This window comes from Escherichia sp. S10b (assembly GCF_028421345.1).
GTDB lineage: Bacteria > Pseudomonadota > Gammaproteobacteria > Enterobacterales > Enterobacteriaceae > ECMA0423.
The window spans coordinates 20,501-45,630 of record NZ_JAHZSO010000169.1 but is presented as its reverse complement, the minus strand read 5'-3'; the positions used below and the strand labels follow the sequence as shown (position 1 = coordinate 45,630).

Annotated in this window: 25 protein-coding genes and 2 pseudogenes; 13 read left to right on the top strand and 14 right to left on the bottom strand. The window is 47.7% G+C overall.

Going from position 1 to position 25,130, the window contains the following annotated elements; translation table 11 throughout:
* Positions 1 to 154 precede the first annotated feature (154 nt).
* Together purU and FTE26_RS18285 are read right to left on the bottom strand one after the other, a co-directional pair.
* A complete protein-coding gene (gene purU, locus FTE26_RS18290) occupies positions 155 to 997 on the bottom strand; it encodes a formyltetrahydrofolate deformylase (RefSeq protein WP_000555849.1) in 843 nt (280 codons plus the stop codon).
* A gap of 49 nt (positions 998 to 1,046) precedes the next feature.
* Positions 1,047 to 1,505, bottom strand: a complete 459-nt coding sequence (locus tag FTE26_RS18285; protein WP_085674532.1) for a YchJ family protein — start codon at positions 1,503 to 1,505, stop codon at positions 1,047 to 1,049.
* 112 nt (positions 1,506 to 1,617) lie between these two features.
* Between FTE26_RS18285 and rssA the strand changes: the two genes are divergently transcribed.
* The 3 genes from rssA to galU all read left to right on the top strand — a co-directional run bounded on the left by rssA (position 1,618) and on the right by galU (position 4,738).
* On the top strand, positions 1,618 to 2,523 hold the full coding sequence (rssA, locus tag FTE26_RS18280) for a patatin-like phospholipase RssA (RefSeq protein ID WP_001226476.1): 906 nt from the start codon (positions 1,618 to 1,620) through the stop codon (positions 2,521 to 2,523).
* Between the two features lie 91 nt (positions 2,524 to 2,614).
* Positions 2,615 to 3,628 (top strand): two-component system response regulator RssB, encoded by a 1,014-nt coding sequence (gene rssB / locus FTE26_RS18275; RefSeq protein ID WP_000193437.1) that lies wholly within the window; start codon positions 2,615 to 2,617, stop codon positions 3,626 to 3,628.
* Between the two features lie 201 nt (positions 3,629 to 3,829).
* Positions 3,830 to 4,738, top strand: a complete 909-nt coding sequence (galU, locus tag FTE26_RS18270; RefSeq protein WP_000718995.1) for a UTP--glucose-1-phosphate uridylyltransferase GalU — start codon at positions 3,830 to 3,832, stop codon at positions 4,736 to 4,738.
* 143 nt (positions 4,739 to 4,881) lie between these two features.
* On the opposite strand, the gene hns is transcribed toward galU, so the two are convergent.
* A complete protein-coding gene (gene hns, locus FTE26_RS18265; RefSeq protein WP_001287378.1) occupies positions 4,882 to 5,295 on the bottom strand; it encodes a histone-like nucleoid-structuring protein H-NS in 414 nt (137 codons plus the stop codon).
* A gap of 604 nt (positions 5,296 to 5,899) precedes the next feature.
* Here hns and tdk point away from each other — a divergent pair.
* Complete coding sequence (tdk, locus tag FTE26_RS18260; protein WP_000068103.1) at positions 5,900 to 6,517, top strand: thymidine kinase; 618 nt, start codon at positions 5,900 to 5,902, stop codon at positions 6,515 to 6,517.
* A 281-nt stretch (positions 6,518 to 6,798) separates the two neighbouring features.
* Here tdk and FTE26_RS18255 read toward each other — a convergent pair.
* Positions 6,799 to 7,695, bottom strand: a pseudogene (locus FTE26_RS18255) (IS4 family transposase).
* Positions 7,696 to 7,818: 123 nt separating this feature from the next.
* Positions 7,819 to 10,494, bottom strand: coding sequence for a bifunctional acetaldehyde-CoA/alcohol dehydrogenase (gene adhE, locus FTE26_RS18250; protein ID WP_000301651.1), 2,676 nt, complete (start codon positions 10,492 to 10,494; stop codon positions 7,819 to 7,821).
* Positions 10,495 to 10,886: 392 nt separating this feature from the next.
* Between adhE and ychE (FTE26_RS18245) the strand changes: the two genes are divergently transcribed.
* Together ychE (FTE26_RS18245) and ychE (FTE26_RS18240) are read left to right on the top strand one after the other, a co-directional pair.
* On the top strand, positions 10,887 to 10,940 hold the full coding sequence (gene ychE, locus FTE26_RS18245) for a protein YchT (RefSeq protein ID WP_211180492.1): 54 nt from the start codon (positions 10,887 to 10,889) through the stop codon (positions 10,938 to 10,940).
* Between the two features lie 30 nt (positions 10,941 to 10,970).
* Positions 10,971 to 11,618, top strand: coding sequence for an NAAT family transporter YchE (gene ychE / locus FTE26_RS18240; RefSeq protein ID WP_000616554.1), 648 nt, complete (start codon positions 10,971 to 10,973; stop codon positions 11,616 to 11,618).
* Between the two features lie 157 nt (positions 11,619 to 11,775).
* Here ychE (FTE26_RS18240) and FTE26_RS18235 read toward each other — a convergent pair whose 3' ends face one another.
* Positions 11,776 to 12,072, bottom strand: coding sequence for a hypothetical protein (locus FTE26_RS18235; RefSeq protein ID WP_001211521.1), 297 nt, complete (start codon positions 12,070 to 12,072; stop codon positions 11,776 to 11,778).
* Between the two features lie 283 nt (positions 12,073 to 12,355).
* Between FTE26_RS18235 and oppA the strand changes: the two genes are divergently transcribed.
* From oppA to oppF, 5 genes are all read left to right on the top strand, one after another.
* Positions 12,356 to 13,987, top strand: a complete 1,632-nt coding sequence (oppA, locus tag FTE26_RS18230) for an oligopeptide ABC transporter substrate-binding protein OppA (protein WP_001297114.1) — start codon at positions 12,356 to 12,358, stop codon at positions 13,985 to 13,987.
* An 85-nt stretch (positions 13,988 to 14,072) separates the two neighbouring features.
* Entirely contained in the window at positions 14,073 to 14,993 is a 921-nt protein-coding gene (gene oppB / locus FTE26_RS18225) for an oligopeptide ABC transporter permease OppB (protein ID WP_000911112.1), read from the top strand.
* 14 nt (positions 14,994 to 15,007) lie between these two features.
* Positions 15,008 to 15,916 carry an oligopeptide ABC transporter permease OppC gene (oppC, locus tag FTE26_RS18220; RefSeq protein ID WP_000979661.1) on the top strand — a complete coding sequence of 303 codons (909 nt, stop codon included), beginning with the start codon at positions 15,008 to 15,010 and terminating at the stop codon, positions 15,914 to 15,916.
* Between the two features lie 11 nt (positions 15,917 to 15,927).
* On the top strand, positions 15,928 to 16,941 hold the full coding sequence (oppD, locus tag FTE26_RS18215; RefSeq protein ID WP_000110945.1) for a murein tripeptide/oligopeptide ABC transporter ATP-binding protein OppD: 1,014 nt from the start codon (positions 15,928 to 15,930) through the stop codon (positions 16,939 to 16,941).
* On the top strand, positions 16,938 to 17,942 hold the full coding sequence (gene oppF / locus FTE26_RS18210) for a murein tripeptide/oligopeptide ABC transporter ATP-binding protein OppF (protein WP_000994884.1): 1,005 nt from the start codon (positions 16,938 to 16,940) through the stop codon (positions 17,940 to 17,942). The genes oppD and oppF overlap by 4 nt, the downstream gene beginning before the upstream one ends.
* 52 nt (positions 17,943 to 17,994) lie before the next feature.
* Here the strand turns inward: oppF and FTE26_RS18205 are convergent, their stop codons facing one another.
* Together FTE26_RS18205 and cls are read right to left on the bottom strand one after the other, a co-directional pair.
* Positions 17,995 to 18,324: an HI1450 family dsDNA-mimic protein gene (locus tag FTE26_RS18205; protein ID WP_000366959.1), complete on the bottom strand. Its 330-nt coding sequence runs from the start codon at positions 18,322 to 18,324 to the stop codon at positions 17,995 to 17,997.
* A gap of 34 nt (positions 18,325 to 18,358) precedes the next feature.
* A complete protein-coding gene (gene cls, locus FTE26_RS18200; RefSeq protein ID WP_000214516.1) occupies positions 18,359 to 19,819 on the bottom strand; it encodes a cardiolipin synthase in 1,461 nt (486 codons plus the stop codon).
* Positions 19,820 to 19,961: 142 nt separating this feature from the next.
* Between cls and FTE26_RS18195 the strand changes: the two genes are divergently transcribed.
* Entirely contained in the window at positions 19,962 to 20,135 is a 174-nt protein-coding gene (locus FTE26_RS18195) for a YciY family protein (protein ID WP_001309467.1), read from the top strand.
* Between the two features lie 54 nt (positions 20,136 to 20,189).
* Here the strand turns inward: FTE26_RS18195 and kch are convergent, their stop codons facing one another.
* Together kch and FTE26_RS18185 are read right to left on the bottom strand one after the other, a co-directional pair.
* Complete coding sequence (gene kch / locus FTE26_RS18190) at positions 20,190 to 21,443, bottom strand: voltage-gated potassium channel protein (RefSeq protein ID WP_001299682.1); 1,254 nt, start codon at positions 21,441 to 21,443, stop codon at positions 20,190 to 20,192.
* A 299-nt stretch (positions 21,444 to 21,742) separates the two neighbouring features.
* A complete protein-coding gene (locus FTE26_RS18185) occupies positions 21,743 to 22,039 on the bottom strand; it encodes a YciI family protein (RefSeq protein WP_000967595.1) in 297 nt (98 codons plus the stop codon).
* Between the two features lie 223 nt (positions 22,040 to 22,262).
* Here FTE26_RS18185 and tonB point away from each other — a divergent pair, with 223 nt between their 5' ends.
* The gene (gene tonB, locus FTE26_RS18180; RefSeq protein ID WP_000171274.1) at positions 22,263 to 22,982 is read left to right on the top strand and encodes a TonB system transport protein TonB; all 720 of its coding nucleotides are present in this window, start codon (positions 22,263 to 22,265) and stop codon (positions 22,980 to 22,982) included.
* A gap of 39 nt (positions 22,983 to 23,021) precedes the next feature.
* Here the strand turns inward: tonB and yciA are convergent, their stop codons facing one another.
* The 4 genes and pseudogenes from yciA to FTE26_RS18160 all read right to left on the bottom strand — a co-directional run.
* On the bottom strand, positions 23,022 to 23,420 hold the full coding sequence (gene yciA / locus FTE26_RS18175) for an acyl-CoA thioester hydrolase YciA (protein WP_000108160.1): 399 nt from the start codon (positions 23,418 to 23,420) through the stop codon (positions 23,022 to 23,024).
* A 104-nt stretch (positions 23,421 to 23,524) separates the two neighbouring features.
* Positions 23,525 to 24,064, bottom strand: coding sequence for a septation protein A (locus FTE26_RS18170; protein WP_000808662.1), 540 nt, complete (start codon positions 24,062 to 24,064; stop codon positions 23,525 to 23,527).
* Between the two features lie 29 nt (positions 24,065 to 24,093).
* Positions 24,094 to 24,837 (bottom strand): YciC family protein, encoded by a 744-nt coding sequence (locus FTE26_RS18165; protein ID WP_000028529.1) that lies wholly within the window; start codon positions 24,835 to 24,837, stop codon positions 24,094 to 24,096.
* 27 nt (positions 24,838 to 24,864) lie between these two features.
* Positions 24,865 to 24,954 (bottom strand): annotated as a pseudogene (locus FTE26_RS18160) (YkgJ family cysteine cluster protein); the annotation flags it as partial.
* Positions 24,955 to 25,130: the final 176 nt, after the last annotated feature.

The following is a 25,130-nucleotide window of genomic DNA, read 5'->3' as shown; positions in this document are numbered from 1 at the left end:
GTAATGCTTTTTACTGGCCTGCTCCCTTATCGGGAAGCGGGGCGCATCATATCAAATGACGCGCCGCTGTAAAGTGTTACGTTGAGAAAAATGAACTGGTTGCGTAATTTTCATCCGTAACGGATTAAAGGTAACCAGTTATTTTTGCTGGCGATTAAAGAATAATCGTCCGATTACCGTAAACAAAGACGCGCTGTGCCAGTACTTTGTATAGCGCACGACTTAAGACGTTTTTCTCGACGTCACGACCTGCGCGCATCATATCTTCAGCTGTGTAGGTATGATCGACATGAATAACGTCCTGCATGATGATTGGGCCTTCGTCCAGATTGTCATTCACATAGTGAGCGGTTGCGCCAATAATCTTCACACCACGTTCATAGGCCTGGTGATAAGGACGTGCGCCGATAAACGCAGGCAGGAATGAATGGTGAATATTGATGATTTTATTCGGGAAGCGTGCCACAAATTCCGGCGTTAATACCCGCATATACTTCGCCAGCACCACATAGTCAGGTTGATAAGCATCAATGGCGTCCGCCATCTTTTGATCGTGCTCGTTGCGGCTTAACCCTTCATGGCTTACCAGCTCAAACGGAATATCAAAACGCTCAACCAGAGAACGTAAAGTATCGTGGTTACCAATAACTGCCGCGATTTCGACATCCAGGCCGCCGTAATTGGCTTTCATCAACAAATCGCCAAGGCAATGCGCTTCTTTAGTGACCAGAATCACTATCCGGCGACGACCGGCAGGATTCAGCTCACGCACGGAGCCTTCTGGCAATGCGCTATCGAGATCCGCCAGCAGGGTGGAATCATTAAAAATCCCTTCCAGTTCCGTGCGCATAAAAAAGCGCCCGGTACGGTGATCAACAAATTCATTGTTCTGTACGATATTTAACTCGTGCTTGTAGCAAATATTGGTAATACGTGCGATCAGACCTTTTTGGTCCGGACAAATAGTACGCAGAACTTTACGTTGGAGTGAATGCATTGCTGGAAAAACCTTGTTGAGAGTGTTTGCTAAACCGTACCGTCAACCATTATTGGCCGCAGCACTTTTTAAATTTTTTACCTGAACCACAAGGGCAGGGATCGTTGCGACCAAACTGCGGACGTGTACCGTCAATATAGTACCATTGACCGTTTTCTTTCAAAAATCGCGAACGTTCAATTATTGCACCTGTTTTACCACCTTCGGTAAATCGAGCAACAAAACTGACAAATCCGATATTGTCGGCGTCCTGCCAACAATGTTCAAATACGGTCAATCCCAACCATTCAGTATGCGCAAATCCGGCCATCAATTCGGCACGTAACGCCGCTGCTCCACAAGAGGGATGCCAGGTCTTTATTAAATAATCTGCGTCTTGCATCACAAAAGCGCAGTAACGCGAACGCATGAGATGTTCTGGATCAGGTGCAACCTTTTCACCAGACACATAAGGGTGGCAACATAGGCTATACTTGACAGCACTACCACAGGGACAAAGCTGAGACACAAATAATCTCCCTGGAAACAATAACGGCGTATTAACCGCCTGAGTAGCACTATGTTAACCGAGCAGTAGCGATGTGGCTACGATTGCATTCCAGGGGAATCTTGCGGGAATAATGAGAAAGATAAAAATAGGGCTGGCGCTGGGATCTGGCGCGGCGAGAGGTTGGTCGCATATTGGCGTTATTAATGCGCTAAAAAAAGTGGGTATTGAAATTGATATCGTTGCAGGATGTTCAATTGGTTCGCTGGTGGGCGCTGCCTATGCATGCGATCGATTATCTGCGCTGGAAGATTGGGTGACCTCTTTCAGTTATTGGGATGTTTTACGCCTGATGGATCTCTCCTGGCAGCGCGGTGGGTTACTGCGCGGCGAGCGTGTCTTCAATCAATACCGCGAAATAATGCCGGAAACAGAGATCGAAAATTGTTCCCGTCGCTTTGCGGCTGTTGCCACCAATTTAAGTACGGGACGTGAATTATGGTTTACTGAAGGCGATCTCCATCTTGCTATTCGCGCATCATGCAGTATTCCAGGACTCATGGCACCTGTTGCACATAACGGCTACTGGCTGGTTGATGGAGCAGTCGTTAACCCAATTCCTATTTCCCTCACGCGTGCATTGGGGGCTGATATTGTGATAGCGGTTGACCTGCAGCACGATGCTCATTTGATGCAACAAGATTTGCTCTCCTTTAATGTCAGTGAAGAAAATAGCGAGAATGGTGATTCTCTGCCGTGGCATGCGCGTCTGAAAGAAAGGTTAGGCAGCATAACGACACGTCGGGCGGTGACAGCGCCAACGGCAACAGAGATTATGACCACTTCTATCCAGGTGCTGGAGAACCGCCTTAAAAGGAACCGCATGGCAGGTGATCCGCCCGATATTCTGATTCAACCTGTTTGCCCGCAAATATCTACGCTTGATTTCCATCGCGCGCACGCTGCCATTGCGGCCGGACAGCTGGCAGTGGAAAAGAAAATGGACGAACTTTTGCCGTTGGTACGCACCAACATTTGACCAGAATTTTTATCTACACTTAAGTTAATTCTGACAGGCGCAGGTGGCAATAGCATGCCACTATTGAGTAAAGCCAGTCAGGGGAGAGAACATGACGCAGCCATTGGTCGGAAAACAGATTCTCATTGTTGAAGATGAGCCGGTATTTCGCTCGCTTCTGGATTCGTGGTTTTCCTCATTGGGAGCGACAACGGTACTGGCGGCTGATGGGGTGGATGCCCTTGAGTTGCTGGGAGGTTTCACTCCAGACCTGATGATATGTGATATCGCGATGCCACGAATGAACGGGCTTAAACTGCTGGAACATATACGCAACAGAGGTGACCAGACACCGGTTCTGGTGATATCTGCCACCGAAAATATGGCAGATATTGCCAAAGCGTTACGTCTGGGCGTTGAAGATGTTTTGCTGAAACCAGTTAAAGATCTGAATCGCTTGCGCGAGATGGTTTTTGCCTGTCTCTATCCCAGCATGTTTAATTCGCGCGTTGAGGAAGAGGAAAGGCTTTTTCGCGACTGGGATGCAATGGTTGATAACCCTGCCGCAGCGGCGAAATTATTACAGGAACTACAACCGCCGGTTCAGCAGGTGATTTCCCATTGCCGGGTTAATTATCGTCAATTGGTTGCCGCGGACAAACCCGGCCTGGTGCTTGATATTGCCGCACTTTCGGAAAACGATCTGGCATTTTATTGCCTTGATGTCACCCGAGCTGGACATAATGGCGTACTTGCTGCCTTGTTATTACGCGCATTGTTTAACGGATTATTACAGGAACAGCTTGCACACCAAAATCAACGGTTGCCAGAGTTGGGCGCGTTATTGAAGCAGGTAAACCATTTACTTCGTCAGGCCAATCTGCCGGGGCAGTTTCCGCTATTAGTTGGCTATTATCATCGCGAACTGAAAAATCTCATTCTGGTTTCTGCGGGTCTGAATGCGACGTTAAATACCGGCGAACACCAGGTGCAAATCAGTAATGGTGTTCCGTTAGGCACTTTAGGTAACGCTTATTTGAATCAATTGAGCCAGCGATGCGATGCCTGGCAATGCCAAATATGGGGAACCGGTGGTCGACTGCGCTTGATGTTGTCTGCAGAATGAGCAAACGATAACGCGGGCTAAATTTGCATTACCTGCTAATGTCGGCTGGTGGTACTATCGTCGCCATTCGTATAAGTAATTGTCTTAATTATGCTAACTCGCCTCCTTTTCAGAACTTAGCCCCTTCGGGGTGCTGATATACTGGGATGCGATACAGAAATATGAACACGTTCAAAACACGAACAGTCCAGGAGAATTTAAATGGCTGCCATTAATACGAAAGTCAAAAAAGCCGTTATCCCCGTTGCGGGATTAGGAACCAGGATGTTGCCGGCGACGAAAGCCATCCCGAAAGAGATGCTGCCACTTGTCGATAAGCCATTAATTCAATACGTCGTGAATGAATGTATTGCGGCTGGCATTACTGAAATTGTGCTGGTTACACACTCATCTAAAAACTCTATTGAAAACCACTTTGATACCAGTTTTGAACTGGAAGCAATGCTGGAAAAACGTGTAAAACGTCAACTGCTTGATGAAGTGCAGTCTATTTGTCCGCCGCACGTAACTATTATGCAAGTTCGTCAGGGTCTGGCGAAAGGCCTGGGACACGCGGTATTGTGTGCTCACCCGGTAGTGGGTGATGAACCGGTAGCTGTTATTTTGCCTGATGTTATTCTGGATGAATATGAATCCGATTTGTCACAGGATAACCTGGCAGAGATGATCCGCCGCTTTGATGAAACGGGTCATAGCCAGATCATGGTTGAACCGGTTGCTGATGTGACCGCATATGGCGTTGTGGATTGCAAAGGCGTTGAATTAGCGCCGGGTGAAAGCGTACCGATGGTTGGTGTGGTAGAAAAACCGAAAGCGGATGTTGCGCCGTCTAATCTCGCTATTGTGGGTCGTTACGTACTTAGCGCGGATATTTGGCCGTTGCTGGCAAAAACCCCTCCGGGAGCTGGTGATGAAATTCAGCTCACCGACGCAATTGATATGCTGATCGAAAAAGAAACGGTGGAAGCCTATCATATGAAAGGGAAGAGCCATGACTGCGGTAATAAATTAGGTTACATGCAGGCCTTCGTTGAATACGGTATTCGTCATAACACCCTTGGCACGGAATTTAAAGCCTGGCTTGAAGAAGAGATGGGCATTAAGAAGTAACATCCGTATCGGTGTTATCCACGAAACGGCGTTGAGCAATCGACGCCGTTTTTTTATAGCTTATTCTTATTAAATTGTCTTAAACCGGACAATAAAAAATCCCGCCGCTGGCGGGATTTTAAGCAAGTGCAATCTACAAAAGATTATTGCTTGATCAGGAAATCGTCGAGGGATTTACCTTGCTCATCCATTGCTTTTTTGATTACAGCTGGAGTACGGCCTTGGCCAGTCCAGGTTTTAGTTTCGCCGTTTTCGTCAACGTAGCTATATTTTGCCGGACGCTGAGCACGTTTAGCTTTGGTGCCAGATTTAACGGCAGCAAGGCTATTCAGCAGTTCGTTCGGGTCAATACCGTCAGCGATCAGCATTTCGCGATATTGCTGCAGTTTACGAGTGCGCTCTTCAACTTCAGCAGCAGCCGCGCTTTCTTCTTCGCGACGTTCGTTAACAACAACTTCTAATTTTTCCAGCATTTCTTCCAGCGTTTCAAGTGTACATTCTCTTGCCTGCGCACGAAGAGTACGGATGTTGTTCAGAATTTTAAGTGCTTCGCTCATTGTAGTAATCTCAAACTTATATTGGGGTGGTTTGTTGAGGTAATAATAGAGCCTTAAATTCAGTTGTGCAATAGCCAGGAATGTAAGGAATTCAAAATTGTTCTTTATTTTGTGCCGCCAATAAATATCTTTTCATAAAATTAGCCAGAAAAGACGCGGCATATAGCCCTATTTACACCGATGATTTCGCAGCACGTGAGGTTAAAACTTCCTGATTCATGTCACATTTTATGGGGAGATTATCGTAGGCTGACGACCTTTCAGTCTTCTGTATTAGTTGTGTTTACGAGAATTCCCTATTAAGCGAATGATGAAAAGTAGAACAGTCGCAATAAGAGCATGGACTTAGTATTGCACTATCTCCTGGAGGTCAACAGAGGGCTATTACTTGCGCAACAGGTTAAAGATTGTGAATAGTTACCAGCAGTCATTTACCCGCTTATAACAAGCGAGGCAGTTGTAATGATAGCTCAGAAGGATTATGCAAGGCTTCGTAAGGGAGAACGCATATACCCACTTCTGTGCATACTGTTGAGCTGAAAAACTGACGAATTATGATAAACTCCAGCCAACTTTATTTCATATCATTGAGGGCCTGTGGCTGATGGCACAGCTATATTTCTACTATTCCGCAATGAATGCGGGTAAGTCTACAGCATTGTTGCAATCTTCATACAATTACCAGGAACGCGGCATGCGCACTGTCGTATATACGGCAGAAATTGATGATCGCTTTGGTGCCGGGAAAGTCAGTTCGCGTATAGGTTTGTCATCGTCTGCAAAATTATTTAACCAAAATTCATCATTATTTGATGAGATTCGTGCGGAACATGAACAGCAGGCAATTCATTGCGTACTGGTTGATGAATGCCAGTTTTTAACCAGACAACAAGTATATGAATTATCGGAGGTTGTCGATCAACTCGATATACCCGTACTTTGTTATGGTTTACGTACCGATTTTCGAGGTGAATTATTTATTGGCAGCCAATACTTACTGGCATGGTCCGACAAACTGGTTGAATTAAAAACCATCTGTTTTTGTGGCCGTAAAGCAAGCATGGTGCTGCGTCTTGATCAAGCAGGCAGACCTTATAACGAAGGTGAGCAGGTGGTAATTGGTGGTAATGAACGATACGTTTCTGTATGCCGTAAACACTATAAAGAGGCGTTACAAGTCGGCTCATTAACGGCTATTCAGGAAAGGCATCGCCACGATTAATAAGAATTTCTTTACTGACAGGGTGAGCAGGGCACTTTTATCCTGTCAGTTCGTTTTACGCACTTCTTCCGGGCTATATACCCTTCTCGGCAGTTTTTTAACGCCGCTATACGCCTCACAGGGCTCTTAAGCACCGACGTTGACTTGTGACCTGTAAAGTACAATATCCCTGTGTTTAGGCGTTATACATCGTCGCAAATATGATGAAGGCTAATGCTGTCGGTTTATGGAAAAGTTGCTTTGGGTAAACAAAAAATACGGCCCCAGAAGGGCAATGCCGTTCACTTAAGAGGAGCGGCACTATGTTTCACAGGATAACGGGTTTTTGATATCTTAACCGACCTCGGCCTTGATGGTCGGGGGCGTTTTGTTATGAACACCACTTCCAGAGCACCCCGAAGATGCTCCAGTCGTTTCGGGATGGTCCCTGGTGACGCCGTGTTTCCCAGCTCTATCATTTCTGATGCGATATTCTTCCACGCAGGCAGTAGCCAGTGGCGGTTACAACCCTTCTGGTTCAGCGTCAGCAGCAGGTCTTCGCTGTAAAAAAGTTTATCAAACAACGTAATAGAGTTATCCGGGATGGTGGCGAGCATGGAGTGGGCCAGCACAGTTTCGCTCTGCCGGTAAGGTGCGGTCACGGCATTCAGCAGAATGTGACTTCCCAGGTTCATTAAGGCCACCAGACGCATAACCGGGTAGGCGTTCTGCCGCTTAGTGGATGTGTTGGCAGACCCATAATATTCACGCAGCTCGGGTTTATCAGGTGTCCTGAACTGTGCGCCATCAATGGCAAAAAGTTGCAGGCCGTGCCAGTCATCCTTCAGGTAACGTTCCGCGCCCCTGTCTGTGCGGTCTGGCGGAAGAGCCATTCCACTGGGGCGGCCCCCACGCGCTGACGCGCCTGGGTGACAGCGCTGCGGGCCAGCAGGTTCATCCCCGCTTCGCCATCCGCGCTCAGGTTCAGACGGCGAACAACATCGGTAATTGGCTCATTGCACCACCATCCAGATAACCATGTCCCCCGGTAAACGACGGCGGCGAACGGTCGCATGAGCAGAAAGCGTCAGGCAGTGTTGTATCCACTCGGTGGGAAGGTGTTCTGCAAATAGTTGTACAGAGGGCGGAGGCATAAGCGGATGGTCACTGAAATCGAGCAGATCATTGAGAAGTGGCATAAGAAAACGGCTCCCTGTTGTGGAAGCCGTTATAGTGCCTCAGTTTAAGGATCGGTCAACTAATCCTTAACTGATCGGCATTGCCCAGAAGGGGCCGTTTATGTTGCCAGACAGCGCTACTGATTAAGCGGATTTTTTCGCTTTTTTCTCAGCTTTAGCCGGAGCAGCTTCTTTCTTCGCTGCAGTTTCACCTTCTACATAATCACGACCGTAGTAGGTATCCAGCAGAATCTGTTTCAGCTCGGAGATCAGCGGGTAACGCGGGTTAGCGCCGGTGCACTGGTCATCGAATGCATCTTCAGACAGTTTATCCACGTTCGCCAGGAAGTCTGCTTCCTGAACGCCAGCTTCACGGATAGATTTCGGAATACCCAGTTCAGCCTTCAGCGTTTCCAGCCATGCCAGCAGTTTCTCGATCTTAGCAGCAGTACGGTCGCCCGGTGCGCTCAGACCCAAGTGGTCGGCAATTTCAGCATAACGACGGCGAGCCTGCGGACGGTCATACTGGCTGAATGCAGTCTGCTTGGTCGGGTTGTCGTTCGCATTGTAGCGAATAACGTTACAAATCAGCAGGGCGTTTGCCAGACCGTGCGGAATATGGAACTGGGAACCCAGTTTGTGCGCCATTGAGTGACATACACCCAGGAAGGCGTTCGCAAACGCGATACCCGCGATAGTCGCTGCACTGTGAACACGTTCACGCGCTACCGGATTTTTAGACCCTTCGTGGTAGGACGCTGGCAGATATTCTTTCAGCAGTTTCAGTGCCTGCAGAGCCTGACCATCAGAGAACTCAGATGCCAGTACAGAAACATAAGCTTCCATGGCGTGAGTTACTGCGTCCAGACCACCGAAAGCACACAGGGACTTCGGCATGTCCATAACCAGGTTGGCGTCGACAATCGCCATATCCGGAGTCAGCGCATAGTCTGCCAGCGGATATTTCTGACCAGTAGCGTCGTCAGTTACAACCGCAAACGGAGTGACTTCAGAACCTGTACCAGAAGTGGTGGTGACAGCGATCATTTTCGCTTTCACGCCCATTTTCGGGAACTTGTAGATACGTTTACGGATATCCATAAAGCGCAGCGCCAGCTCTTCGAAGTGAGTTTCCGGATGTTCGTACATAACCCACATGATCTTCGCGGCGTCCATCGGGGAACCACCACCCAGCGCGATAATCACGTCTGGTTTGAAGGAGTTTGCCAGTTCTGCACCTTTACGAACGATGCTCAGGGTCGGGTCCGCTTCTACTTCGAAGAAGACTTCAGTTTCAACGCCTGCTGCTTTCAGTACGGAAGTGATCTGATCAGCATAACCATTGTTGAACAGGAAGCGGTCAGTCACGATGAGCGCACGTTTGTGGCCATCAGTAATCACTTCATCCAGCGCGATTGGCAGGGAGCCACGGCGGAAGTAGATAGATTTCGGAAGTTTGTGCCACAACATGTTTTCAGCTCGCTTAGCAACGGTTTTCTTGTTGATCAGGTGTTTCGGACCAACGTTTTCAGAGATGGAGTTACCACCCCAAGAACCACAACCCAGAGTCAGGGAAGGTGCGAGTTTGAAGTTATACAGGTCACCGATACCACCCTGAGACGCTGGGGTGTTAATCAGGATACGAGCCGTTTTCATTTTCTGACCGAAGTAAGAAACGCGAGCCGGTTGGTTATCCTGGTCAGTGTACAGGCAAGAGGTATGACCGATACCGCCCATAGCAACCAGTTTCTCTGCTTTTTCTACCGCGTCTTCGAAATCTTTAGCGCGGTACATTGCCAGAGTCGGGGACAGTTTTTCATGTGCGAACGGTTCGCTTTCATCAACAACGGTCACTTCACCGATCAGAATCTTGGTGTTTTCTGGTACAGAGAAGCCTGCCAGTTCAGCAATTTTATAGGCTGGCTGACCAACGATAGCCGCGTTCAGCGCACCGTTTTTCAGGATAACATCCTGAACAGCTTTCAGCTCTTTACCCTGCAACAGATAGCCGCCGTGGGTTGCAAAACGTTCACGTACAGCGTCATAAACAGAGTCAACAACAACAACAGACTGTTCAGAAGCACAGATTACGCCGTTGTCGAAGGTTTTGGACATCAGTACAGATGCAACTGCACGTTTGATATCAGCAGTTTCATCGATAACAACTGGAGTGTTGCCCGCGCCTACACCGATAGCTGGTTTACCGGAGCTGTATGCGGCTTTAACCATGCCCGGACCACCAGTCGCGAGGATCAGGTTGATGTCTGGGTGGTGCATCAGTGCGTTAGACAGTTCAACAGAAGGTTGATCGATCCAGCCGATCAGATCTTTCGGAGCACCGGCAGCGATAGCAGCCTGCAGAACGATATCAGCCGCTTTGTTGGTGGCATCTTTTGCACGCGGGTGCGGGGAGAAGATAATGGCGTTACGGGTCTTCAGACTGATCAGCGATTTGAAGATAGCAGTTGAAGTCGGGTTAGTGGTCGGAACGATACCGCAAATAATACCGATTGGTTCAGCGATAGTGATGGTACCAAAAGTGTCGTCTTCAGACAGAACACCACAGGTTTTTTCATCTTTATAGGCGTTGTAGATATATTCAGAAGCAAAGTGGTTTTTGATCACTTTATCTTCGACGATACCCATGCCGGATTCGGCAACGGCCATTTTCGCGAGTGGGATTCGAGCATCTGCAGCAGCCAGAGCGGCGGCGCGGAAGATTTTGTCTACTTGCTCTTGAGTGAAACTGGCATATTCACGCTGGGCTTTTTTTACACGCTCTACGAGTGCGTTAAGTTCAGCGACATTAGTAACAGCCATAATGCTCTCCTGATAATGTTAAACTTTTTTAGTAAATCATCTGCTCGAATACGAGAGTATAGTCAGTGCGGTGATGATTTGCTTAACCTATGAAAATCAAAAGCTTACTCGCGCTCACACTCACTGTGATTTACTAAAAGAGTTTAAACATTAGAGTTATTATCTCTAATGCGTCACTTCCAGGTGGCGTAAGCAAGATTACTCACTTCTGGGTACTGATTACGTGATCCAAATCAAATTTTTGCAAAGCTGACACCTTTCAGCATCGCTTTTCGCCATTATAGCTAACAGTTAATAAATTGTAGTATGATTTGGTGGCTACATTAGCATGTTTTGCACAACTAGATAACAATAACGAATGATAGCAATTTTAAGTAGTTAGGAGGTGAAAAATGCTGTCAAAAGGCGTATTGTCAGCGCGTCTTTTCAACCTTATTTATGGCTAACATTATCCGGCTTTTGCTTCGGAGCTAACCGTGATTCAGACCTTTTTTGATTTTCCCGTTTACTTCAAATTTTTCATCGGGTTATTTGCGCTGGTCAACCCGGTAGGGATTATTCCCGTCTTTATCAGCATGACCAGTTATCAGACAGCGGCAGCGCGAAACAAAACTAACCTTACAGCCAACCTGTCTGTGGCCATTATCTTGTGGATCTCGCTTTTTCTCGGCGACACGATTCTGCAACTTTTTGGTATATCAATTGATTCGTTCCGTATCGCCGGGGGCATCCTGGTGGTGACGATAGCGATGTCGATGATCAGCGGCAAGCTTGGCGAGGATAAACAGAACAAGCAAGAAAAATCAGAAACCGCGGTACGTGAAAGCATTGGTGTGGTGCCATTGGCGTTGCCGTTGATGGCGGGGCCAGGGGCGATCAGTTCTACCATCGTCTGGGGTACGCGTTATCACAGCATTAGCTATCTGTTTGGTTTCTTTGTGGCTATTGCATTGTTCGCTTTATGTTGCTGGGGATTGTTCCGCATGGCACCGTGGCTGGTACGGGTTTTACGCCAGACCGGCATCAACGTGATTACGCGTATTATGGGGCTATTGCTGATGGCATTGGGGATTGAATTTATCGTTACTGGTATTAAGGGGATTTTCCCCGGCCTGCTTAATTAATTCCTTTCAAATGAAACGGAGCTGCCATGCTCCGTTTACTTCGTCATTATTTTTACTTTGTTCCCGCGCAGTTATCAAAAGCAAAAGGAATAGGTAAAAATATTCTTCTCAAATTACAGTTAGTTATAAGGATTTCCTTAACTGCTTCTCCTCACCATCATGTTATTTTCGCCACATCATAATCCTGGGCTTGCTGAAGAATAATTGAAATGATATTAGTAATTCCACTGCCTTTGGTAGAGGAAAGTGCTAAATAATAATCAATTGTTAAATTATTGTGCATTTCACTACTGGAACTGTAATCAGAAAAGATAGACATGCTTAGCCAATCTCTATTTGATTGAATTGAAAGATGTTTGTTAAGGCATGGATGCAAGCTATAGATTCTGATACGGTCAATAAAAGAGAATTGCTTAACAATTTTGCAAAATGTATTGGCGAGTAAGAACCGCATTTGGTACTTTCCGGGCAACCGCCAGACGATTCTTTATTGGTAATGAGAATAATTAACAATTAAAGAGCGTCGCGAAAGAATAATGTGTCTCGACAGGGGAGACACAGTACGAATCGACATAAGGTGATCGTCTGAATCACCAGCATAAATAAAGTCGGTGATAGTAATACGTAACGATAAAGTAACCTGACAGCAGAAAGTCTCCGAGCCTGTGCAGGGTCCCAATCCGGGATTACACATGCTGGTTAATACCAGTAATTATAATGAGGGAGTCCAAAAAACAATGACCAACATCACCAAGAGAAGTTTAGTAGCAGCTGGCGTTCTGGCTGCGCTAATGGCAGGGAATGTCGCGCTGGCAGCTGATGTACCCGCAGGCGTCACACTGGCGGAAAAACAAACACTGGTACGTAACAATGGTTCAGAAGTTCAGTCATTAGATCCGCACAAAATTGAAGGTGTTCCGGAGTCTAATATCAGCCGAGACCTGTTTGAAGGCTTACTGGTCAGCGATCTTGACGGTCATCCAGCACCTGGCGTCGCTGAATCCTGGGATAATAAAGACGCGAAAGTCTGGACCTTCCATTTGCGTAAAGATGCGAAATGGTCTGATGGCACGCCAGTCACAGCACAAGACTTTGTGTATAGCTGGCAACGTTCTGTTGATCCGAACACTGCTTCTCCGTATGCCAGTTATCTGCAATATGGGCATATCGCCGGTATTGATGAAATTCTTGAAGGGAAAAAACCGATTACCGATCTCGGCGTGAAAGCTATTGATGATCACACATTAGAAGTCACCTTAAGTGAACCCGTTCCGTACTTCTATAAATTACTTGTTCACCCATCAACTTCACCGGTGCCAAAAGCCGCTATCGAGAAATTCGGCGAAAAATGGACCCAGCCTGGTAATATCGTCACCAACGGTGCCTATACCTTAAAAGATTGGGTTGTAAACGAACGAATCGTTCTTGAACGCAGCCCGACCTACTGGAACAACGCGAAAACCGTTATTAACCAGGTAACCTATTTGCCTATTGCTTCTGAAGTTACCGATGTCAACCGCTACCGTAGTGGTGAAATCGACATGACTTATAACAACATGCCGATCGAATTGTTCCAGAAGCTGAAAAAAGAGATCCCGGACGAAGTTCACGTTGATCCATACCTGTGCACTTACTATTACGAAATTAACAACCAGAAACCGCCATTCAACGATGTGCGTGTGCGTACCGCACTGAAACTAGGTATGGACCGCGATATCATTGTTAATAAAGTGAAAGCGCAGGGCGACATGCCCGCCTATGGTTACACTCCACCGTATACTGATGGCGCAAAATTGACTCAGCCGGAATGGTTTGGCTGGAGCCAGGAAAAACGTAACGAAGAAGCGAAAAAACTGCTGGCTGAAGCGGGTTATACCGCAGACAAACCGTTGACCATCAACCTGTTGTATAACACCTCCGATCTGCATAAAAAGCTGGCGATTGCTGCCTCTTCATTGTGGAAGAAAAACATTGGTGTAAACGTCAAACTGGTTAACCAGGAGTGGAAAACGTTCCTCGACACCCGTCACCAGGGTACTTTTGATGTGGCCCGTGCAGGCTGGTGTGCTGACTACAACGAACCAACTTCCTTCCTGAACACCATGCTTTCGAACAGCTCGATGAATACCGCGCATTATAAGAGCCCGGCCTTTGACAGCATTATGGCGGAAACGCTGAAAGTGACTGACGAGGCGCAGCGCACAGCTCTGTACACTAAAGCAGAACAACAGCTGGATAAGGATTCGGCCATTGTTCCTGTTTATTACTACGTGAATGCGCGTCTGGTGAAACCGTGGGTTGGTGGCTATACCGGCAAAGATCCGCTGGATAATACCTATACCCGGAATATGTACATTGTGAAGCACTAATGGCAATACGTGGGGCAGGAGTGTCCTGCTCCACGGTGTCTGATTTTTATCGCATTACAGAAGGCACAGGCCAGAAGGTAGGGCAATGTTAAAATTTATTCTACGTCGCTGTCTGGAAGCGATTCCGACGCTATTTATTCTTATTACTATTTCGTTCTTTATGATGCGCCTCGCGCCGGGAAGCCCTTTTACCGGCGAACGTACTTTACCGCCTGAAGTGATGGCCAATATCGAAGCGAAATATCATCTTAATGATCCGATCATGACACAGTATTTCAGCTACCTGAAACAACTGGCGCACGGTGATTTCGGTCCATCGTTTAAATATAAAGATTATTCGGTCAATGACCTGGTGGCATCCAGTTTTCCCGTTTCTGCCAAACTGGGAGCCGCAGCATTTTTCCTTGCGGTAATACTGGGTGTTAGTGCTGGCGTTATTGCCGCATTAAAACAAAACACCAAATGGGACTATACCGTGATGGGGCTGGCAATGACCGGGGTTGTTATCCCCAGTTTTGTGGTTGCGCCATTATTAGTCATGATATTTGCGATCATTTTGCATTGGCTGCCGGGCGGTGGCTGGAATGGTGGGGCGCTTAAATTCATGATATTGCCGATGGTGGCGTTGTCACTCGCCTATATCGCCAGTATTGCGCGTATTACCCGTGGCTCTATGATTGAAGTATTACACTCCAATTTTATTCGTACTGCCCGGGCGAAAGGGTTACCTATGCGGCGGATCATTTTACGCCACGCATTAAAACCTGCTCTGTTACCCGTGCTCTCCTATATGGGCCCCGCATTTGTCGGCATTATTACCGGTTCTATGGTTATCGAAACCATTTATGGTTTGCCGGGGATTGGGCAACTGTTCGTTAATGGCGCATTGAACCGTGACTATTCCTTAGTGTTAAGCCTGACCATCCTGGTTGGTGCTTTAACCATTTTGTTTAATGCCATTGTCGATGTGCTATATGCGGTTATCGACCCGAAAATCCGTTACTGATACTGGAGCTCGCGATGATGTTAAGTAAGAAAAACAGCGAGACGCTGGAAAATTTCAGTGAAAAGCTGGAGGTCGAAGGGCGCAGCTTGTGGCAGGACGCACGTCGACGTTTTATGCATAACCGTGCGGCGGTTGCCAGTCTGATAGTGCTGGTGCTGATCGCGTTATTTGTAATCCTGGCACCGATGCTTTCGCAGTTTGCCTATGACGATACTGACTGGGCGATGATGTCCAGCGCCCCGGATATGGAGTCCGGTCACTACTTTGGTACTGACTCATCCGGTCGCGACCTGCTTGTGCGCGTTGCGATTGGCGGGCGTATCTCACTCATGGTCGGTGTTGCTGCGGCACTGGTGGCAGTGGTCGTCGGGACACTTTATGGTTCGCTTTCCGGTTATCTGGGCGGTAAAGTGGATTCGGTAATGATGCGTCTGCTGGAAATCCTCAACTCCTTCCCATTCATGTTCTTCGTCATTTTGCTGGTGACCTTTTTCGGTCAAAACATCCTGCTGATTTTCGTGGCGATAGGCATGGTTTCCTGGCTGGATATGGCTCGTATTGTGCGTGGGCAAACCCTGAGTCTGAAGCGCAAAGAGTTTATTGAGGCGGCACAAGTTGGCGGTGTATCGACATCGGGCATTGTTATTCGCCACATTGTGCCGAATGTACTCGGTGTGGTGGTGGTCTACGCATCACTTCTGGTGCCCAGCATGATCCTCTTTGAATCTTTCCTTAGCTTCCTGGGGTTGGGTACGCAAGAGCCGTTAAGCAGCTGGGGTGCATTGCTGAGTGATGGCGCGAACTCGATGGAAGTCTCTCCATGGTTATTGTTGTTCCCAGCGGGATTCCTCGTGGTGACGCTGTTTTGTTTCAACTTTATCGGCGATGGCTTGCGTGATGCCCTCGACCCGAAAGATCGTTAAGGAGTGCAGCCATGAGCGTAATTGAAACTGCAACTGTGCCGCTCGCACAACAACAGGCTGACGCACTGCTGAACGTGAAAGATTTGCGTGTCACCTTTAGTACCCCGGACGGCGACGTCACGGCGGTCAATGATTTGAATTTTTCCCTACGTGCCGGAGAAACGCTGGGTATTGTAGGTGAGTCTGGTTCGGGTAAATCGCAAACTGCATTTGCGTTGATGGGCCTGTTGGCTGCCAACGGACGTATTGGCGGATCGGCAACCTTCAATGGGCGTGAAATCCTCAATTTGCCAGAGCATGAACTCAATAAACTGCGCGCTGAACAAATCTCAATGATTTTTCAGGACCCAATGACTTCGTTGAATCCCTATATGCGCGTCGGTGAGCAGTTAATGGAAGTGCTGATGCTGCATAAGAACATGAGCAAAGCTGAGGCGTTTGAAGAGTCGGTGCGGATGCTCGATGCGGTAAAAATGCCGGAAGCGCGTAAACGCATGAAAATGTACCCGCACGAATTTTCTGGCGGCATGCGTCAGCGAGTCATGATTGCGATGGCATTGCTATGTCGACCTAAGCTACTGATTGCGGATGAACCCACTACTGCGCTGGACGTCACCGTACAGGCGCAGATCATGACGCTATTAAATGAACTGAAGCGGGAATTTAATACCGCCATCATTATGATCACCCACGATCTTGGCGTGGTGGCGGGGATCTGTGACAAAGTGCTGGTAATGTACGCCGGGCGCACGATGGAATATGGCAATGCGCGCGATGTCTTTTATCAACCCGTTCATCCTTATTCTATCGGTTTGCTCAACGCGGTGCCGCGTCTTGATGCGGAAGGTGAAACAATGTTGACCATCCCGGGTAATCCGCCAAACTTGCTGCGATTACCGAAAGGTTGCCCGTTCCAGCCACGTTGTCCACATGCGATGGAAATTTGTAGTAGCGCACCGCCGCTGGAAGAGTTTACGCCTGGCCGTCTGCGTGCTTGCTTTAAACCGGTGGAGGAACTGTTATGAATGCTGTAACTGAAGGAAGAAAAGTCCTCCTTGAAATCGCCGATCTTAAAGTGCACTTTGAAATCAAAGATGGCAAACAGTGGTTCTGGCAACCGCCGAAAATGCTCAAAGCCGTCGATGGTGTCACTCTTCGCCTGTATGAAGGGGAAACATTAGGTGTGGTAGGGGAATCGGGATGCGGTAAGTCCACCTTTGCTCGCGCCATCATCGGTTTGGTCAAGGCGACCGACGGTCATGTTGCCTGGTTAGGTAAAGAGTTGCTGGGCATGAAGCCCGATGAATGGCGTGCCGTTCGCAGTGATATTCAGATGATTTTCCAGGATCCGTTGGCATCGCTAAACCCGCGTATGACCATCGGCGAGATCATCGCTGAACCACTGCGTACTTATCATCCGAAAATGTCACGCCAGGAAGTTCGCGAGCGCGTGAAGGCGATGATGCTGAAAGTCGGGTTATTGCCTAACCTGATTAACCGCTATCCGCATGAGTTCTCCGGTGGGCAGTGCCAGCGTATCGGGATTGCTCGTGCTCTTATTCTTGAACCGAAGCTGATTATCTGCGATGAGCCGGTTTCGGCGCTGGACGTGTCAATTCAGGCGCAGGTGGTCAACCTGCTCCAGCAGCTGCAACGTGAGATGGGATTGTCATTAATTTTTATCGCTCATGACCTGGCCGTGGTAAAACACATTTCCGATCGTGTGTTGGTGATGTATCTCGGCCATGCGGTAGAACTGGGGACCTATGATGAGGTCTACCACAATCCACTACATCCTTACACCAGGGCATTGATGTCGGCAGTCCCCATACCTGATCCGGATCTGGAGAAGAACAAAACCATCCAGTTACTGGAAGGGGAATTACCGTCGCCGATCAACCCGCCTTCCGGTTGTGTTTTCCGTACCCGTTGCCCGATTGCCGGTCCGGAGTGCGCCAAAACACGTCCTGTTCTGGAGGGGAGTTTCAGACACGCCGTTTCTTGCCTGAAAGTCGATCCGCTTTAAACACAATAAGGGCTGACAGTTGTCAGCCCTTTTTCACGCTAAAAGCGATTATTTATTCCCGCCAGATGATATGGCAAAGTTTGTGATCTTTTTCGCGGCATAACAGAATGCGGGCGAAAACATCGTTGATTTCACCATCTTCACTGTCCGCCAGACCAATCACCACTTCGGCAAAAAAGTCTGGGTTCAAATCGAAATCAACATGTTCCTGCCAGTCTTCCGCCGGATCGAATAACTCCGCGCCGCCGCGCTCTTCAAACTGAAGATTGAACAGCAGAACATCAGCTGGATCGAGATTGTCGGCAGCCAGTTCGAGAAAAATATCGTAGGCCTGCTCAAGCGTTTCATCTTCAGTCAGGCGATTGTTTAGATCCATATCCATAGTCACTACCTGTTTAACCTCTGTTGGCGACGTTTTACAGCAACGGACTGAAGAAGTAAAACAGTCGCTCGGCGACACGTTGCCATAATGGACGTTTTAGCCATAAACGGGCATCGAGCAGACGTGAACGCGAAATATAATCGTCCTGAACGGCGGCAAGGTCTGCACCAAAACCTTTATCGTCGATTGCCAGGGTAATCTCGAAATTCAGCCACAGACTACGCATATCAAGGTTAACGGTGCCAACCAGACTTAGTTCGCCATCGACCAGCACGCTCTTGGTATGCAGTAACCCGCCTTCAAACTGATAAATTTTAACCCCAGCAGCAAGAAGTTCCGTAAAGAATGCGCGACTGGCCCAGCCGACCAGCATCGAGTCATTTTTTCGCGGAAGGATAATACTGACATCCACCCCGCGCTGCGCCGCCGTGCAAATCGCATGAAGTAAATCATCGCTTGGCACAAAGTAGGGCGTGGTCATGATCAAATATTCACGCGCCGAATAAGCCGCAGTCAATAATGCCTGGTGAATGAGATCTTCCGGAAAGCCGGGGCCAGAAGCAATTGTGTGAATGGTGTGACCGCTGGCCTGTTCAAACGGCATAATATTGACATCTGGTGGTGGCGGCAGAATACGTTTTCCGGTTTCAATCTCCCAGTCGCAGGAATAAATAATCCCCATCGCGGTGGCGATGGGGCCTTCCATACGCGCCATCAGATCAATCCATTGCCCTACGCCCGCATCTTGTTTGAAGTAGCGAGGATCGACCATATTCATGCTGCCGGTGTACGCGATGTAATTATCGATCATGATCATCTTGCGATGTTGGCGCAGGTCCATACGGCGTAAAAACACACGCATCAGATTGACCTTTAAGGCTTCGACCACTTCAATACCGGCATTACGCATTAGCTCGGGCCACGGGCTGCGGAAAAAAGCCACACTCCCGGCGGAGTCGAGCATCAATCGGCAATGAATGCCGCGTCGCGCAGCGGCCATTAATGATTCAGCCACCTGGTCCGCCATGCCGCCGGGCTGCCAGATATAAAACACCATCTCAATATTATGGCGCGCGAGCTGGATGTCGCGGATTAACGCCTGCATCACATCATCTGACTCGGTCATCAGTTGTAGCTGATTCCCTTTGACCCCAGCGATCCCCTGACGACGCTCGCAAAGCTTGAATAATGGCGCAGCGACACTGCTATTTTCTTCGGCGAAGATATGCTTACAGGCTTTAAGGTCGTTAAGCCATTTTGCGGTGGAAGGCCACATCGCTCTGGCGCGCTCAGCGCGGCGTTTGCCTAAATGGAGCTCGCCAACGGCAAGATAGGCAATAATTCCGACTAACGGCAGAATGTAAATAATCAACAGCCAGGCCATCGCGGAGGGAACTGCGCGTCGTTTCATTAGAATGCGTAAAGTTACGCCTGCAATGAGCAACCAGTATCCCAGAATGGCCAACCAACTCACCAACGTATAAACGGTTGTCATAGATTAGAAATCCTTTTGAAAGCGCATTGTTATGAGTTTACGCATATGGATTCATCTGGCAAATAAAAACGCGGGAAAAGCACTGGTCAGCGTCGGGGGTGGGGGTATAATGACCATTCTGTTATTGCATAGAGTAGTTAACATGAAGCGGAGTAGAACGGAAGTGGGGCGCTGGCGCATGCAGCGTCAGGCTAGCCGACGTAAATCGCGTTGGCTTGAGGGGCAATCGCGCCGAAATATGCGTATCCACAGCATCAGGAAGTGCATTCTAAACAAACAGCGTAACTCGTTATTGTTTGCGATCTACAATATCTAAATATACTGGGCACCATTGCGGTGCCCAATAAGTTTACTCTTTCGTCTTTAAACTCTATTTTTGCACTGATTCTTTACTGTCAGCTTTCGTTTCTTGTTCATCGTTATCGCTGAAAATGCCATGACCGGAGTTCAACAACATTGAAACGAGCATATCATTATTAATCTCTTCACCATTTAAAACTCGCGCCAGAATTTCGCTGCCAAACAGTTGCGGTGAGAGAATGATATCCGGATGTACCATCTTAATCTTATTCAGGTTTTTGCTATCACTGACGGCGAGAACTGTTTTGACATCACTGCTCATATCTTTTGCCGAGAGTACAACAAACGCGTTATCTGCATCGTTATCACTCAGCGCCAGAATGGCCCGGCAACGATCGATTCCCGCTTTCTTTAATACTGAACTGTCATTACTGTCACCGGGGATAACATCAGCGTTATCGCCTAAGCGTTGCTCAAGTTGCTTGATATCATCTTCAGGCAAGTTGCTGATAACCGTTACGTTTTGTCCGCGTTGATTCAGTTGCAGGATCGTATTGATGGCGAGAATCGAATGTCCGCAAACAATAAAATGATCTTTACGATGCATTGTATGATTGTTTCCTTTTACAAGTTTGTTGAATCCCCCGCGGATAAGCGGACCAAAAATTGAGGTCATAGATGTGGCAAAAACGGTAATGCCGGAAATAATGACCGAAATAGTGAACAATCGTGCTGATTCAGAAACAGGGACAATATCGCCATAGCCGACGGTTGACATGGTTTCTATCGAAAAATAGAACGCGGTCATCAAACTTTCTATTCGCGGATTAAAACCTTCGCTTAAATAAAGCGCACCGTAGGTTGAGTAAAACAGTAATGTCGTGAAACTAATAAATGCAAAAATTGTCCCGGCTGCGGCGCTACTGTGGGAGAAGTCTTTGCGCAGTATCAGCAAAAACACCAGCGTAAAAATGCAAAATCCAATACTAAATTTCAGCCAGGGATAAAAATGCAGGGTGTAAATTAGCGCTATCAACAACAAAATGATACTGATTGCCCATGCGAGCTTTGCCCGGAACAGTAAGCCAATGGAGTTCAGGACAAGAAAGACGCCGAGCATAAATAGTGGGGCGTTTGCCAGCAAGGAGAGATCCAACTCTGAAAATGCTTTGATATGGAAAATATCAAGCAAATTGACCGACATACCATAGATTGTTTTAAAAATAAGCAATCCATTTAAAAAGACGGCCAGCGCGAGAATGTCGTGCCGAAGGGTCACCCATAAATTTGTTGCTGTTTGTTTGAATGTAGCCCAGTGACTCACTGATACCTCTGTAACCACAATTTTGTTTAATTATCTTAGCGTGCACATTTTCTGAACATACATGCAGCGCGTGAATGTGTTAAACAATAGTAGATGACTTTATCCGCAGTAATCAAAGGATTTGAGCGAGCAACTGTACCTCAGGAAAGGTCATTTTTCCTGAATATGCTCACATCATATAAAGAAATACAGATAAAGTTATTATCTGCTTGTGGTAGTGAACGCACTGACCGGCTATAAGGAAAGGCCAAACAAGAACACGGTTGCAAAAACCGTGCCCTTAAATATTGAATCTCTATTCAGAACACTTTCTTAAATGGTTTCACTGAAACGTGTTCATAGACACCTGCCGCTACGTACGGGTCAGCATCGGCCCAGGCCTGAGCTGCTTCCAGCGATTCAAATTCAGCAATAACGGTTGAGCCAGTAAATCCCGCAGCCCCTGGATCGTTACTGTCTACCGCTGGCATTGGACCAGCTGTCAACAAACGACCTTCATCATGCAGTAACTGTAAACGTGCTAAATGTGCCGGACGAACGGAAAGGCGTTTTTCGAGGCTATCAGCTTTGTCTTGAGCGTAAATAACATACAACACGGGCACAACTCCTTGTTCGGGAAAGTTGTAAAGTACGTTATTTGAAAGGGCGAAGATCTGCAACGGAAAGATGATGTCTTTGTTAAGACCATGCATAAAGTAAGGTCAATTACGCCAAAAATGACATTTTCACTGATCCTGATCGTCTTGCCTTATTGAATATGATTGCTATTTGCATTTAAAATCGAGACCTGGTTTTTCTACTGAAATGATTATGACTTCAATGACCCTTGATTTACCTCGCCGCTTCCCCTGGCCGACGTTACTTTCGGTCTGCATTCATGGTGCTGTTGTGGCGGGTCTGCTCTATACCTCGGTACATCAGGTTATTGAACTACCTGCGCCTGCGCAGCCAATTTCTGTCACGATGGTTGCGCCTGCTGATCTCGAACCGCCACAAGCCGTTCAGCCGCCACCGGAGCCGGTGGTAGAGCCAGAACCGGAACCTGAGCCGATCCCCGAACCGCCAAAAGAAGCACCGGTGGTCATTGAAAAGCCGAAGCCGAAACCTAAGCCAAAACCGAAGCCGGTGAAAAAGGTACAGGAGCAGCCAAAACGCGATATCAAACCCGTAGAGTCGCGTCCGGCATCACCGTTTGAAAATACGGCACCCGCGCGCCCCACATCAAGTACGGCAACGGCTGCAACCAGCAAGCCGGTTACCAGTGTGGCTTCAGGACCACGCGCATTAAGCCGTAATCAGCCGCAGTATCCGGCACGAGCACAGGCATTGCGCATTGAAGGGCAGGTTAAAGTTAAATTTGACGTCACGCCGGATGGTCGCGTGGATAACGTACAAATCCTCTCAGCCAAGCCTGCGAACATGTTTGAGCGTGAGGTGAAAAATGCGATGCGCAGATGGCGTTATGAGCCGGGTAAGCCAGGCAGTGGGATTGTGGTGAATATCCTGTTTAAAATTAACGGCACCACCGAAATTCAGTAAGCAGAAAGTCAAAAGCCTCCGACCGGAGGCTTTTGACTATTACTCAACAGGTAAGGCGCGAGGTTTTCCTTCAGGATCAACCGCGACATACTTAAATAATGCTTCTGTCGCTTTATAGCGTTGCCCGATTGGTTCAGACGCTACTTTTTTCACCCACACTTCAATATTAATGCTGACCGATGTCGTCCCTTTCTGGACACAGCGTGCATAGCAGCACACCACATCGCCGACCGCAACCGGCCGTAAGAAAGTCATTCCTTCAACCCGCACAGTCACTACGCGACCGTGGGCAATTTCTTTTGCCAGAATAGCGCCGCCAATATCCATTTGTGACATTAACCAACCACCAAAGATGTCACCATTGGCATTGGTATCGGCGGGCATGGCTAAAGTACGTAAAACAAGATCGCCCTGAGGGACGTTATGTGTTGTAGACATGGTAAAACCGACTTAAAAGGAAAATCACAGGCGCGATGCTACTATGATTTTCCTGAGGAGAACAGAGGAGATACAGCGCCAGCCCCGAAGGACTGGCAGTCTGGTTAGGATTTATCTTCCTGCGGCATGTGGCGGTAGATATAGATACCGCTTAACAATGTGAAGATTAAGGTAAGGGCGGTCAGGCCAAAGACTTTAAAGTTGACCCAAATATTTTGCGGCAGCCAGAATGCGATGTAGATGTTTGCCAGACCGCAAAGGATAAAGAAAACAGCCCAGGCCAGATTCAGCTTCAACCATACCGGTTGCGGCAGCGTGAGTTCTTTACCCAGCATCCGCTGAATTAGCGGCTTTTTCATCACCCATTGGCTGACTAACAGGGCTCCCGCAAATAGAGCATAAATGACTGTAACCTTCCATTTAATAAACTCATCATTGTGGAAGAACAGCGTCAAGCCACCGAAGACGACCACCAGAACAAAAGTGATCAGGGCCATCTTCTCAACCTTACGAAAGCGAACCCAGCTATAGATAAGCACAATCGCCGTGGCGACGATCAGCGCCGCAGTAGCCGCATAGATGTCATAAATCTTGTAAAACGCGAAAAAGACAACCAGCGGTAAAAAATCAAGAAACTGCTTCATTTTACGATTCCGTAATCAAATGCTTAAGGTTATTGGCGAATCAACATATACAGGCGGAACAGATAGATGAGCAATATGGCAGAAATCAGGTTGCTCAAGGTGTTCGCCAGTACGGCACCAATTTCCGGGGTTAATGCGGCAAAAGAAGAGGCAAAAAGCAGCAACAGTGTTTTTGCCAGCAACCAGCTCAGTACTGCGGGTGCCACCAGACGCATATTCGCCCAAGTCAGCCGCATACTGCTACGCATCGAGGCAAAAATGCCCATTTTGTCCTGTACCAGCATCACCGGTGCCAGGGCCAGTAAAATGGCCATGATAATTCCCGGAACGACCACCAGCATGATGCCAATCTGTACTAAAAGGGTAGTCAGAAAAATCAGAATAAATAACTTGGGCAATATCGGCGCACTGGCACCAATAGCTCGCAGCGCACTGACTCTCTGACCCGCAGACACCAGCTGGATAATTAATATTACGCCTCCGGCGAGAATGGCGTTACCGATTAATCCTGAAAAAGTGGACGCCGCTGAAGCCTGCAGCAAAATTTGTTGCTGTTCCGGTGACATATTCTGAACCAGGTCGAACAACCCACTATTGCCGCTAACGGGCACGCCGTCATTGAGCTGCGCAAGCTGTGCATCACTGGGTGAGAAAACATGCCCTAACACCACTGTGATAAACGCACATAGCAACGATACCAACAGAATGGTCATAAATTGATTACGGAAGAAATTTCCGGTGTCACGGTATACGGACTGCGCCGTGATAGACATGCACTCTCCTTGAGTTTTATGCAGGTGTTAATTAGCGGGCAATTGTACCCTGGTTAAGCCTCGGGTGGCAGCATCAGGTCTTGTATGGAAAAGCATATCTTTGTAAAGCGGAGGTAATTGCTGGCCTTCAGGCGTGGGCAAACCGCGGCAAGTGGCGATCGAGTTAATATTTGCGTAGAGAAAATATTTAAAAATTGATTTAAATCACATTAACCAGGATTCTCAATGCAACTTCTAAATTAATCCAGATCAATAAATGGTGAATTATCATATGTAATGTGATCTATGTAGGA